This is a genomic window from Stenotrophomonas sp. YJH_SMC_133, assembly GCF_059370655.1.
The window spans coordinates 205941-218560 of record NZ_JCAFTW010000007.1; the positions used below are offsets into that span (position 1 = coordinate 205941).

Genomic DNA, 12620 nt, shown 5'->3' on the forward strand with positions numbered 1-12620 from the left:
CCGGTCATGGCGACCCGAAAGATCAAGATCCTGGCCGGCTCCGGGCTGTTGCTGGCGGTGGCTGGCGGCACCTGGCTTGCGATGAACCTGTTCGCCGCGCAGGCGCAGGGCACATTGTCGCAGCACCCGATGAACCTGAAGGTCTCCGCGCCGCCGTCATTCATCATGGCGGTGGACGATTCGGGTTCGATGACCTTCCAGACCCAGTTCCCGGGGCAGGACGGAACGGCGTGCTGGCACTACGGGAGGAAGAGTTTCTTCCGGTCGGCCGGTGTTCTCAACACGCCCGATGACGTACTCCCCACCTATGATCGGTGGGGCAATGCCATCCAGACCGGCGAATGCAGCTATTTCTACGTGTTGCCGGGCGCCCGGATCAACAACTACAACGGCATCCCCGCTCTGGATGTCTTCGGGTTCGCACGATCAGCGGCCTACAATCCAACCTACTACGACCCCGCAATCAAGTACGAGCCCTGGTTGCGGATCGTAAATGAAGAGGTGCAGTCGTATCCGGACGCGAGCACGTCGGCCACCCTCATCGATCCTCGTGAGACAGATACACTCGCGATCGCCAGCAGCTATCTGGGCACTTCGTCCTGGGACGTCCAGAGGATGCAGGAAGGGATGACGGTACCGGCCGGGCAGTCCTACAGGACTGCAAGCAGGGCCAATGGTAATTTTGGCAACGAGAACGCCAATACGAGAGGCACGACCTGGAGCTCGGCGGGCTATGCGTCGCTGCGCTATGTGCCCGCAACGTTCTACATGCCGTACACCAGCGATGGTGACGCCTATCCGCAGTTGCCAGGCACTGCCAATGCGTATGCAGGTATCCAGCGAACCAAGGTCACCGGCGCCTGCGGTTCCGGATGTGACATGTGGAAGTACGTCATCGGGACCGGTGATGCTGCCGCATTGCAGAACTTCGCCAACTGGTACTCGTACTACGGTAACCGCAACCGGGCGATGATCGCCGGCATGACGCGCGCATTGAATGTCAATGACATGTATGTCGGGTATTTCCGGATCAATGATTTCCAGAATTACAACAGTTCGACAGACTCCAACAAACGGCTTGCGATCCGGGACATGAGCGTGATCGGGCAGAAGTCCGCGCTCTACAGCAGCATGATCGCGCTGACGGCCAGTGGTGGCACGCCGAATCGACATGCCGTCAACGCTGCGGGCCTGCAGTTCATGCGGACCGATGACAATGCCCCCATCAAGCTGTCCTGCCAGAAGAATGCGGTGATGCTGTTCACCGACGGCTACAGCAACAATGGCAACAACCTTTCGTCATCCCTCGCACCTGCCCCGGGCAACGTGGACGGGGACATGGGGACTCCCTTCTCGGATGGCAATTCCAACACCATGGGTGATATTGCCGCGTACTACTACGTGAACCCGTTGCGAACCGATGATCGGATGCCCCGGGGACAAGTGCCGGTGCCGGAGCAATGTGCGACCAGCACTGACAAGTCGCTGGACTGCAAGAAGGACCTGCATATCAACTTCTACGGGATCACGCTGGGCGCGCGTGGCAATCTGTTCGATCCGAACAAGCAACAGAACCCGTATACCGATTCGGCGGTCTACAGCAACTGGCCAAGTCGCCAGAACGACAACCCCAGCACCGTGGATGACATCTGGCACGCCGCGACCAATACCCGCGGTGAGTACATCAACGCGCGTACTCCGGCAGACATCACCACGGCCATGCGCCGGGTGCTCTCGTCGGTCACCTCCGGGCCAGCGCCTTCGGGCAGCCAGGGCCTGACCGGCGCGCGTATCGGTACCGGGTCGCTGGCGGTCACGCCCCAGTTCGAAGTGGCCAACGAGGAAACCGATTGGTTCAGCCGCCTGAAGGCATCCAAGCTTGCGGTGAACGACAAGACGCAGCAGACCGAGTACACGCAGGTGTGGGAAGCGGCCGAGAAACTGGGCGCGCAGCGTTCGCGCACCATCGTCGCCACCAAGGGCAATGCTGCAGTTGACTTCAGCAGCACCAACATCGCCTTCACCGATCTCTGCAACAAGGATGAGAAGCAGTATCCGGGTATTGCGCGCTGTTCTGCGACCGAGGCTGAAAAGCTGGGCGGCGACATCGCCACGGCCATGGCTTATCTGCGCGGCGACGCATCACGCGAAGTGCGCAACTCGGGGGGCATCTATCGCACCCGTACCACCGTGCTGGGCGACATCGTCAATTCCAGCCCGGTGATCAGTTCGCCCCGCGACGACTATGGCTACCAGCGCATCAGCACCGCGATGGCGACCTCGTATGCCACGTATCTGACCCGCAAGCGCAACAATGGCCGCTACATGGTCTATGTTGGTGCCAATGACGGCATGCTGCATGCCTTCGACGGTGGCATGAACGGCAATGGCGTAAGTGACGGTGCCGGTGGCAGCGAGACCTTCGCCTACATCCCTGGAACCGCGCTGGGCCACATGGCCAACCTGCTGTATCCCTACGTGGCGGCCAACAAGTCCGACCAGCGCTTCCGTCATCGCTACTACGTGGATGGACCGATCGCGGTGGCGGACGCGCAGATCGGTGGCAACTGGGCCACGGCGCTGGTCGGTACGGCCGGCGCCGGTGGGCGCTCGGTGTTCGCGCTGGATATAACCACGCCGTCCAGCTTCGGCACCGGCAATCGCCTGTGGGAAATCAGTGACGTGGCGCCGGGGCTCGACAGCACCGTAAAGGCGAACATCGGCCATGTCCTTGGCAAGCCGGTGATCGTGCCGGTGAAGGAAGGGACCGGGGTGGCGTGGAAAGCGATCTTCGGCAACGGTTACAACAGCCTCAGCCGCAAGGCCGTGCTGTTCGTGGTCGACCTGGGATCGGGCGCGGTGCGGATGATCACTGCTACCGAGGCCGCAGCAACCGCACCCGCCGGTGACAATGGCCTGGGCAACATCGTGGCTGTCGACCGTTGGCGCGCCGACAGCGCCGGTGGGACGGGGCGTGTACGTGGCCGTGACGGCCTGGCGGACACGATCTATGCGGCCGACCAGCGCGGCGCGCTGTGGAAGTTCGACCTGGAAAGCACGGCAACCTCGGTCACCACACCGGTGTTCACCACGGCGCGCCAGACCAACAACAACAACCAGGTGTATCGCCAGCCGATTACCGGTGGCATGACCGCCGTGACCGGACCCGGTGGTGGCGTGATGCTGGTGCTGGGTACCGGCAGCTTCTCCTTCGACAATGACCCCCAGGATCTCACCGCGCAATCGCTGTACGGTGTCAACGACACCAGCAAGGACCAGCCGGAGGCCACGATCGTGCCCGCCAATCTGGTGGCCTATACGGTGACCACCACCAACAAGTTGCGCACGGTCACGGCCACGCCCTTCTCCGGGGCGGCGCGCGGATGGAGCATTGCACTGCCCGGCGCAGGTGAACGCTTTGTTGGTAATCCTGCCGTGGCGTCGGGAACGGTGTTCATGCCGACCTACATGCCTACCGCGGGTGGCCGTGGCTGTTCGACCGAGGGAAGCAACTGGCTGTTTGGCCTCAATCCGATCTCGGGTGTTGCATCGCTGGAGCAGGCGCGGGTCGGGTCCATTACCGGCACGCCCTACGGAGCGGGCACGGCTGGCGTGAGTCTCGACACCGGCGGCACCGCACCGGTGAAGGACGTCAATGTCTCGGTGATGCCACGCCTGGCAAAGGGTGCCGATCGAGGCGGACGTGCCTGCTGGATGGCGGTCAACGTGGCGGGTGCTCCGACGATGTACGTGCCTTATCCCTGCGGTCGCCAATCCTGGCGTCAGATCCAGTAACGAAGACATGCCCATGAGCCTGAACACTCTTTCCCGTACCCTGCGTCGTCCCGGCAAACAGCACGGTTTCTCCCTCATCGAACTGATGATCGTGGTGATCGTGCTCGGCATCCTGGCCGCGATTGTCGTTCCGTCGTACCAGCAGTACATCCGCCAGTCGCACCGGGGCGTGGCCAAGGCGGACCTGGTGGAATACGCGCAGCGTGCTGAGCGCTACTACTCGGTGAACAACACCTACTCGGGCTTCGCGCTGCCCAGCAAGGTGTCGCCGCGCGAGGGCGGGACCACACGGTACGCGATCACGTTCGATGGCAAGGCGTCCTCGTTCACGCTGACTGCGACGCCCCAGGGCAACCAGACCAAGGACAGCTGCGGGACGCTGAGCGTGGACCAGGCCAACCGCAAAACGGCCAGCGGCACGGTTTCCGATTGCTGGTAAATCAGGTGTTGATCTTCCTCTGAACGCCCAGTACAATGCGCCTCCCCGCCCGAATAGCTCAGCCGGTTAGAGCACTTGACTGTTAATCAGGGGGTCGTTGGTTCGAGTCCAACTTCGGGCGCCAGATACTCCAAAAGCCGCGAGAAATCGCGGCTTTTGTCGTTTTGGCCCGTCAGCAGGGAAGGGTGCGGTCGACACGCTCGCTGCGGATGCGGCCGCCGTTGTTGATGACCAACCTGCCATGCAGCCGGTCTCCTGCGCAGATGCGCAGCGTCAGATTGGCACCGGGACTGCGCCCGTCAGGCTGGAAGAACAGCAGCGGCCGTCCACCGCTGGCCTGGGCGACGATGGCGATGTCGGTCCGGCCTTGATGGTGGATCAGGATGTCCTGGGCGGATGCTGGTGTCCCCCGGTGCCTGCCGCTGCGATAGATGATCCACCCTGCGCTCCAGTCGCGGGAGCACTGCTCACCGTCGTCGCTGGCGCACAGCCCGATCAGTTCGCGGCGCTTCAGGGCCTCGCTTCTGGCGCTGGAAAGACTGGCATGCAGGGTCAGCTGCAGGGCGTCGGCGCGTTGCCGCAACAGCACCGGGCGCAGGGCCGGCCAGCCCACGGCCAGCAGAACGGAAAGGATGGCGATCACCACCAGCATCTCGACCAGATGCATGCCGCGTGATGCTGAACGACAGTGGGCGGGAGTGCGATGCATGGCATCAAGCCTCGCGCCGCAGCGGGACGGCCGCCATCAGGCACTGCCGCGCCCGCCTGCCCGGAAAGCCCTCAGCCGGCCGTCACCCCTTGCCCCGTATACTTGTCCTTCCCGGGAACTGGCAACACCATGAGCGACCGTTTCGAACTCGTCTCGCCGTATTCGCCGGCGGGCGACCAGCCTGATGCCATCGCGAAGCTGACCAGCAACTTCGAGGCGGGCATCGCCAAGCAGACCCTGCTGGGCGTCACCGGCTCGGGCAAGACCTACACCATCGCCAACGTCATCCAGAACGTGCAGAAGCCGACGCTGATCATGGCACCGAACAAGACGCTGGCGGCGCAGCTGTATGGTGAGTTCAAGGCGTTCTTCCCGCACAACGCAGTCGAGTATTTCGTCAGCTACTACGACTACTACCAGCCGGAGGCCTACGTGCCTTCGTCGGACACCTTCATCGAGAAGGACAGTTCGATCAACGAGCACATCGAGCAGATGCGGCTGGCCGCGACCAAGACCCTGCTGTCGCGCCCGGATGCGATCGTGGTGGCCACGGTGTCGGCGATCTATGGCCTGGGTGCGCCGGAGGACTACCTGTCGCTGCGCCTGATCCTGTCCAAGGGTGAGCGCATCGACCAGCGCGACCTGATCAATCACCTGACCCAGCTGCAGTACACGCGCAATGAGTACGAGCTGCAGCGCGGCACGTTCCGCGTGCGTGGCGAAGTGATCGACGTGTTCCCGGCCGAGTCGGACAGCGAAGCGCTGCGCATCGAGCTGTTCGACGGCGAGGTCGAGAAGATCACCCTGTTCGACCCGCTCACCGGTGAGACGATGCGCAACATGCAGCGTTTCACCGTCTACCCCAAGACCCACTACGCCACTACCCGCGAGCGCGTGCTGGCCGCGGTGGAAACGATCAAGGTGGAGTTGAAGGAGCGGCTTGAGCAGCTGTACGCGGAAAACAAGCTGGTGGAGGCGCAGCGCCTGGCACAGCGCACGCAGTTCGACATCGAGATGATGGCCGAGGTCGGGTTCTGCAACGGTATCGAGAACTACTCGCGGCACCTGACCGGCAAGAACGCCGGCGAGCCGCCACCGACGCTGTTCGACTACCTGCCGCCGGACGCGCTGCTGGTCATCGACGAATCGCACGTGACCATTCCGCAGATCGGCGCCATGTTCAAGGGCGATCGCTCGCGCAAGGAGACCCTGGTCGAGTTCGGATTCCGCCTGCCGTCGGCACTGGACAACCGACCGCTGCGTTTCGAGGAATGGGAGGCGCGTTGCCCGCGCGCGATCTACGTGTCCGCCACGCCGGGCCCGTATGAGTACCGCGAGGCCGGCGACGAGATCACCGAGCTGGTGGTGCGCCCGACAGGCCTGATCGATCCGGTGGTGGAGATCCGCCCGGTGGGCACCCAGGTCGACGACCTGATGAGCGAGGCCAACGCGCGCATCAAGGCCGGTGACCGAGTGCTGGTCACCACGCTGACCAAGCGCATGGCCGAGAACCTCACCGAATACCTGACCGAACACGGTATCCGCGTGCGTTACCTGCACTCGGACGTGGATACGGTCGAGCGCGTGGAGATCATCCGCGACCTGCGCCTGGGCAAGTTCGATGTGCTGGTGGGCATCAACCTGCTGCGCGAAGGCCTGGACATGCCCGAGGTGTCGCTGGTGGCGATCCTCGACGCCGACAAGGAAGGCTTCCTGCGCTCCACCGGTTCGCTGATCCAGACCATCGGCCGCGCCGCCCGCAATGTGCGCGGCAAGGCGATCCTGTATGCGGACAAGGTGACCCGCTCGATGCAGGCAGCGATCGACGAGACCGACCGCCGCCGCGCCAAGCAGGTCGAGTACAACGAAGAACATGGCATCGTGCCGCGCTCGGTGGCGCGCCCGATCGTCGACGTCCTCGAAGGTGCGCGTTCGGATGCGGCGGAGAAGGAAGCCAAGAAGGGCAAGGGCAAGGGCAGGGCGGGTGTTGCCGAGGACGGAGCCGATTACCGTTCGCTCGGTCCGGCCCAGCTGGCGGCGCGTCTCAAGGCGCTCGAACAGCAGATGTACCAGCACGCCAAGGACCTGGAATTCGAGGATGCCGCACGGGTGCGTGACCAGATCCGGCAGCTGAAGGAAGCGAGTCTGGGCTGAACGCGGCGGTGCAGCATCTTCTTCACAAAAGTGTTGCGCTTCACGGCCGGCATCCGTAATATACGCGGCCTGCACCGACGCAATCGCGGACGTTCAGAAGCAAAAACGGGCGGTTAGCTCAGCGGTAGAGCACTACCTTGACATGGTAGGGGTCACAGGTTCGAACCCTGTACCGCCCACCACGAAGTCTCCGGAAGGAGGCTGTCGTGAACTGAAGAGCCCGGCCCTGGCGCCGGGTTTTTACGTAGCAGGGCCAGCTTTCGGGCGGCAGGAACAAGATGGGCGGTTAGCTCAGCGGTAGAGCACTACCTTGACATGGTAGGGGTCACAGGTTCGAACCCTGTACCGCCCACCACCTGGCTCCCGGCATTGCCGGTGCAGCGGTGGATCACGATGAAAGCCGGCCCTGTGCCGGCTTTTTCGTTTGCGACGGTCGCCGGTGCCCCAGGTCAGCGCTGGGCAACCCATTCGTCGATGCTGATCATGCGCTGCAGCCGCCAGTGCCCGTCCACGCGTTCCCAGACCTGCGCGAAACGTGCTGAACCGGCCTGATGCTGCTGGCCGCCTGCAGGCAGGCGCTGGTTGCCCACGCGCAGCACGCGGTCCTGGCGCAACCGGTACAACTGCAGGGCCGTCGGCTCCGGTGTCTGGTCATGTGCCGGGGGCACGCCCGCCTGCCCGACGTCGGCCTGCAGGATCTGGCTGCGCAGGGAGGCATCCCCGGCGTCGGCATCGCGGCCGAACAGGCCAGCGCACAACAGCAGCAGGGCAAGCATCGGCATGGCACGGTGCTCCGGAGAAGGGAGTCCAGCGTGGCACTGCCCCCCGCACTGTGAAACCGGTATGCGACGAAAGCCGGAAAAGCGCCCGCCAAGTCGCTGCGGGAAGGATGAATCCGGGCCAGGAAGTGCCGGGCCGCGCTTCAAGGCGGCCCGGCGTGGTGGGCCACTGCGGGGTGGCCCGGTCATGGCCGCGGCGCTGGCTCAGCTCCGCGGCGGGTGTGGCAGGTCAGCGATGCCGACCCCATGCACGGATCCGGTTACAACGGATCGCAGCACAGCAGCTGGCCGTGCTTGCCCGCGTTGCCGAACGGGCACTGCGGGTGTGGTTCGCAGCCCGGTGCATATCCGGTCTTGGGCGAGACGGCGAAGGCCTGGCTGGCGCCGAAGGCCATGGCCGCGACAACGACGATACCGGCGACGGACGAAAGCACTTTCTTTCCGATCATGTGTATCTCCTTGGTTGGCGTTGTGGAGTTGCAGTTGCCGAAGGCACGGGAGTGCCGGTTGTGGCGCGAATGCGGTAACAGGGGGCCGCGACGCAATGCGCGGCACGCGGGATCAGGGCAGCGCCGGCTTCGGTGCGAGCGACGCGACGGCAGCCTGCACGACCTGGGCGTCGAGCTGGCCGACATGCTTGTAGGCAACGCGGCCATCGGCAGCCAGCACCATCAGCATCGGCGTGACGGTGGCGCGATAGCGCGTGGACGCGGCGGCTTCGTTGTCGATGGCGATCGGGAAGCGCAGTGCATGTTTGCCGGCGTAGTCCGCCAGCTGGTCGTATGGCGGCATGCCGACACCGACCAGTTCGCTGTTGCCGCGGGCCGCAGCGATCTGTTGCAGCTGCGGTACCGAGGCCAGGCAGTAGCGGCATGCGGTGGAGAAGAAATAGAGGATCTGCGGAACCTCGCGGGCACCGCCGATATCGACGAAGGTCTGCTGCGTGGTGCGCAGCGCCAGCGCATCCGGGCGACTACCCAGTTCGAGGCCATGTGCTGCAAGACGCATGTCCTGCAGCTGCGTGGCCATCTGCTCATTGATCTGCCGCAGCTGGCGGTTCTGCCATCCGAGCGCGATGACCAGCACGGACAGCAGCAGGGCGACAACGGGGAACAGGACGCGCTTGAGCATCGATCATCCTTGAACACAGCGTTGGGTCGAACATACCCGAACTGGCGCGCAGGTTGTTAAGCGGATGTTCCCGGCACATCCTCCGACGGAGCGCATGTACTAGAGTTGTGCCCGCGCAGGCATGCGTGCATGCCCTCCACCCATCCCCAGGATCTTTCAACGATGAGCGATCATGTGCCGGTTTCCAGGCCCAATCCGTTCTTTGAACTGCTGTTCGGCGGCAACATGCTGGAAGGTACGTTCAAGGCAGTGATCTGGGTCGCCCTGTTGTCCGCTGTGCTGGCCTGGACCACGTTCCGCTGAGCGGGGGCGCGGCACTGCCGCCGCGTTGCGGCAGGCCGGTGCTCAGGCGCTGAAGGCCTGGCGCAGGCTGCGCAGGGTGGCCTGCCGGTGCTCTTTCGCGCTGGCCTCGCCCATTTCCAGTTCCTGCAGGCGCAGCCCGACCAGGGTCATCGAAAGCGCGTATCCCCGGGCTGCGTCGGCAACGCGCGACTGGCCGAGCGCGCGACGTGCAAGCGCGCTTACGTGCTCAAGGTCGGGCATCAGGCCAAGGTAGACGCGTTCGGCGCTGTCCAGATCGGGGGCTCGCAGGATCGCGTGTGCTTCGGAGGTGGGGGAGACGGAGGCCATGGGGAGTCCTTGTCCGTAGCGGGTGCTCGTTCAGAACGAGCGCATCAGGGAAATGAAGGCCGATGACTGAGTACCGCGTCGTGCCATCGGGCTGTCCTTTACTGCATCGCCGAACCACTGGTTGGCGACCACGCCGGTCGCGCGCCACTTCGTGCCCAGGGGCGTGCTGACCGCGATCTGCAGGCTCGGTGATGTCGCGCTGCCCGGGTTGTAGGCGGCAAGTCCCGAGCGCAGCGCTTCCTCATCGCTGATGCCGTAGTAGTAATCCAGCAAGCGTGCGCTGGAGTGGACCACGCCGACCTTCGGGACCCAGGTGAAGCGACCAGCCTGGATCGGATAGCTGTAGTGCAGGCGCGACTCCATGCCACCTCCGTGCCCGGTGACCTCGCGCATCACGCTGGCCTCGACGATGCCCCAGTCGGCGCTGTATTCACCATTGATGCCGGCCATGGCGGACATCTGCCGGCTGTGCAGCCGGCGCAGCTGCGGATCGTTCACGTCGTCGGTCTTGAAGCGCAGCGTGTAGGGCGTGACCGCCGCCGACAGGCGCAGGCCCTCGCGCTTGTAGAGGTACATGCCCAGCGAGCCCGGGCTGGCGAAGAAGCGCTGGCCCTGCCAGGCAATGGACGGGACCACCAGTGGCTTGACGTCGTAGTGCGCATACGCGCCCGAGGTCGCGCCAGCACTGATGCCGGCCTGTACGCCCGGGTTGCTGTCGGCGGCCTGCGCGAACACCGGCAGGCCAAAGGCAGCGGAGAACAGCAGCGGGCGCAGCAGGGTCGAGGGCAGTGGCGGCATCGGTCAACGACGTTGCGGAGGATGGCTGCGCATGATGGGGGAGCAACATTGTCAGAACATTGCGTCGGCGCATCCGCCAGGCCGAAGCGGAAAAAGTGGGCGCCAGGCACTATGATCGGCACCGTTTCCGGTAGCCGAGCCCCCGATGCGCATCCTCCTGGTCGAAGACGATCCTGACCTGTCCCGTGCCCTGCAATCGGGGCTGGAGCGGCAGGGCGTGGTCGCCGATGTGGTTGGTTGCCTGGCCGAAGCGGCCATCGCGCTGCGCGAACCGGTGCACCAGCTGATGCTGCTCGACCGCCAGTTGCCTGATGGCGATGGCGATGGCGCTGGCTTCGTTGCCGTTGCGCGGGCCCTGCGTCCGAACCTGGCGGTGATCATGCTGACGGCCAAGGGCACGCTGTCGGACAAGGTCGAGGGCCTGGATGTCGGCGCCGATGACTATCTGGTCAAGCCGGTGGCGATCGAGGAACTGATGGCGCGCATCCGTGCGGTCTCGCGACGGCCCTCGGCAATGGTGACACCACGCTTGCGACTGGGCCGGCTGGAGTTCGATTTCGAATCGCTGCAGGCGCGGGTCGATGGCCAGCTGCTGGCGCTGCCCCGGCGCCAGGTGCTGGTGCTGCAGGCGCTGGCGATGCGGCAGGGGCGTACCGTCACCCGCAGTGCACTGGAGGCGGCGGTGTACGGCTTCGATGACGAGATCCAGTCCAATGCACTGGACGCGCATATCTCCAAGCTGCGCAAGGCGCTGCAACAGGCCGGGGCCGGCGTGGAGATCCATGTGATCCGCGGCGTCGGCTACCTGCTGGCGGAGGCCTGAGATGGCACGCCCGATCCGTTCCATCACCCTGGGCCTGGCCTGGCGCCTGTTCCTTGCGCAGGCGTTCACCGTACTGTTCGCGGTGGTCGCGCTGATCCTGACCTGGGGTGACAAGGACTCCTGGGGCATGGACATGTTCACGGCCGAGGCGGTGGCCAAAGCCGTGCACAGCGAAGGCGGCCGGCTGGAACTGGACCAGGCGCGCTGGGACAAGCTCAATGCCGGGGCCGGCGGCAACCTCTGGTTCGCGGCGGTTGATGACAGGGGCACGTGGCTGGAGCGCGGCACGATTCCTGCGGTCCACGCGCCATTGCTGGCACGCTTGCCGACAGTGGGCGCCACCGAACTGGGTTCACTGGTGCCACCCTATCTGGACGTGGCGCGGGTGATGATCCGCAACGAGGATGGACGCCGCATCACGGTGATGGTCGGTGGTGCTCCAAAGGGTGGGTTGCTGGATGGCGCGCTGATGGTGCTGCGCCTGATCGGCCTGTGGTTCTTCCTGCCGTTGATCGTGGTCACGCTGCTGGTGATGCCGACGGTGATCCATCGCGCGATGCGCGGCGTGCGCCGCTCCGCGCAGCAGGCCAAGGAACTGGACATCGGCCAGCCGGGCGCGCGCCTGGATGCGCAGTTGGTGTCCACCGAGGTCGCACCACTGGTGGAAGCGTTCAACGATGCGATCGACAAGGTGCAGCAGGGCTATGCAGCGCGCGACAAGTTCCTCGCCGATGCCGCGCATGAGCTGCGCGTACCGATCGCGGTGGTGCAGGCGCGCCTGTCGCAGCTGCCGCAGGGTGAACTGAAATCGCAGTTGCTGACCGACGTCGCCCGCCTCGGCAACGTGGCTGAGCACCTGCTCGACCTGCAGCGTCTCGATCGCAATGTCGGCGCGCTGCAGCGGCTGGACCTGGCGTTGCTGGTGCGCGAGGCGGCCGCCGATCTGGCGCCGCTGGTGGTCGGCGCCGGTTATGGCTTCGAGGTGGATGCGCCGGAGTCGCCCGTGTGGATCCATGGCGACAGCCTGGCGCTGGGGCGGGTGATCGCCAACCTGGTGCACAACGCCATCGTCCATGGCGGCGGGCGCGGCACGATCTGCGTGCGCCTCGATGCACGCGGCCTGCTGGAGGTCAGCGACCAGGGCGCCGGCATTCCGGTCGGCGACCGCGAAGCGATCTTCGAGCCCTTCCACCGCCTGCGTGCAGCCGGCAGCGGCAGTGGCCTGGGCCTGCACCTGGTGAAGGAAATCGTGCAGCACCACGGTGGCTCGGTCAGCGTTGGCGAAGCGGCTGGCGGCGGCGCCAGCTTCAGAGTCAATTTCCACCGCGGTACCGTACGGCGCTGACAGGCGCACGGGGAAAG

The 12620-nt window shown here is 65.0% G+C and carries 12 protein-coding genes and 3 tRNA genes; 9 read left to right on the top strand and 6 right to left on the bottom strand.

All coding sequences use genetic code 11. The features are described 5' to 3' along the window. The first annotated feature begins 6 nt into the window (after nucleotides 1–6). The 3 genes from AC5P78_RS12085 to AC5P78_RS12095 all read left to right on the top strand — a co-directional run bounded on the left by AC5P78_RS12085 (nucleotide 7) and on the right by AC5P78_RS12095 (nucleotide 4358). Nucleotides 7–3795, top strand: a complete 3789-nt coding sequence (locus AC5P78_RS12085) for a pilus assembly protein (protein WP_012479678.1) — start codon at nucleotides 7–9, stop codon at nucleotides 3793–3795. Between the two features lie 13 nt (nucleotides 3796–3808). Next, a complete protein-coding gene (locus AC5P78_RS12090) occupies nucleotides 3809–4234 on the top strand; it encodes a type IV pilin protein (protein ID WP_005408861.1) in 426 nt (141 codons plus the stop codon). Nucleotides 4235–4281: 47 nt separating this feature from the next. After that, a tRNA-Asn gene (locus AC5P78_RS12095) sits at nucleotides 4282–4358 on the top strand. A 48-nt stretch (nucleotides 4359–4406) separates the two neighbouring features. On the opposite strand, the gene AC5P78_RS12100 is transcribed toward AC5P78_RS12095, so the two are convergent. Continuing rightward, a complete protein-coding gene (locus tag AC5P78_RS12100; protein ID WP_099470581.1) occupies nucleotides 4407–4943 on the bottom strand; it encodes a GspH/FimT family pseudopilin in 537 nt (178 codons plus the stop codon). A 129-nt stretch (nucleotides 4944–5072) separates the two neighbouring features. Between AC5P78_RS12100 and uvrB the strand changes: the two genes are divergently transcribed. From uvrB to AC5P78_RS12115, 3 genes are all read left to right on the top strand, one after another. Beyond that, the gene (gene uvrB, locus AC5P78_RS12105; RefSeq protein ID WP_005408863.1) at nucleotides 5073–7097 is read left to right on the top strand and encodes an excinuclease ABC subunit UvrB; all 2025 of its coding nucleotides are present in this window, start codon (nucleotides 5073–5075) and stop codon (nucleotides 7095–7097) included. A gap of 107 nt (nucleotides 7098–7204) precedes the next feature. Continuing rightward, nucleotides 7205–7279: transfer RNA gene (locus AC5P78_RS12110), tRNA-Val, on the top strand. Nucleotides 7280–7377: 98 nt separating this feature from the next. After that, nucleotides 7378–7452, top strand: a tRNA-Val gene (locus AC5P78_RS12115). A gap of 94 nt (nucleotides 7453–7546) precedes the next feature. Here the strand turns inward: AC5P78_RS12115 and AC5P78_RS12120 are convergent. The 3 genes from AC5P78_RS12120 to AC5P78_RS12130 all read right to left on the bottom strand — a co-directional run bounded on the left by AC5P78_RS12120 (nucleotide 7547) and on the right by AC5P78_RS12130 (nucleotide 9007). Next, the gene (locus tag AC5P78_RS12120) at nucleotides 7547–7879 is read right to left on the bottom strand and encodes a hypothetical protein (RefSeq protein ID WP_005408864.1); all 333 of its coding nucleotides are present in this window, start codon (nucleotides 7877–7879) and stop codon (nucleotides 7547–7549) included. A 257-nt stretch (nucleotides 7880–8136) separates the two neighbouring features. Continuing rightward, nucleotides 8137–8325, bottom strand: coding sequence for a hypothetical protein (locus AC5P78_RS12125; RefSeq protein WP_005408865.1), 189 nt, complete (start codon nucleotides 8323–8325; stop codon nucleotides 8137–8139). A 112-nt stretch (nucleotides 8326–8437) separates the two neighbouring features. Next, nucleotides 8438–9007 (bottom strand): TlpA family protein disulfide reductase, encoded by a 570-nt coding sequence (locus tag AC5P78_RS12130; protein WP_005408866.1) that lies wholly within the window; start codon nucleotides 9005–9007, stop codon nucleotides 8438–8440. A 162-nt stretch (nucleotides 9008–9169) separates the two neighbouring features. On the opposite strand from AC5P78_RS12130, the gene AC5P78_RS12135 reads away from it, so the two are divergent. Beyond that, entirely contained in the window at nucleotides 9170–9310 is a 141-nt protein-coding gene (locus tag AC5P78_RS12135) for a hypothetical protein (RefSeq protein ID WP_005408867.1), read from the top strand. Nucleotides 9311–9352: 42 nt separating this feature from the next. On the opposite strand, the gene AC5P78_RS12140 is transcribed toward AC5P78_RS12135, so the two are convergent. Then, nucleotides 9353–9637 (bottom strand): hypothetical protein, encoded by a 285-nt coding sequence (locus tag AC5P78_RS12140; RefSeq protein ID WP_005408868.1) that lies wholly within the window; start codon nucleotides 9635–9637, stop codon nucleotides 9353–9355. 30 nt (nucleotides 9638–9667) lie between these two features. Further along, on the bottom strand, nucleotides 9668–10435 hold the full coding sequence (locus AC5P78_RS12145; protein WP_049397610.1) for a MipA/OmpV family protein: 768 nt from the start codon (nucleotides 10433–10435) through the stop codon (nucleotides 9668–9670). A 145-nt stretch (nucleotides 10436–10580) separates the two neighbouring features. On the opposite strand from AC5P78_RS12145, the gene AC5P78_RS12150 reads away from it, so the two are divergent. Beyond that, nucleotides 10581–11258 carry a response regulator transcription factor gene (locus AC5P78_RS12150; protein WP_138969717.1) on the top strand — a complete coding sequence of 226 codons (678 nt, stop codon included), beginning with the start codon at nucleotides 10581–10583 and terminating at the stop codon, nucleotides 11256–11258. 1 nt (nucleotide 11259) lies between these two features. Next, on the top strand, nucleotides 11260–12603 hold the full coding sequence (locus AC5P78_RS12155) for a sensor histidine kinase (protein WP_005408871.1): 1344 nt from the start codon (nucleotides 11260–11262) through the stop codon (nucleotides 12601–12603). The last annotated feature ends 17 nt before the right edge of the window (nucleotides 12604–12620 follow it).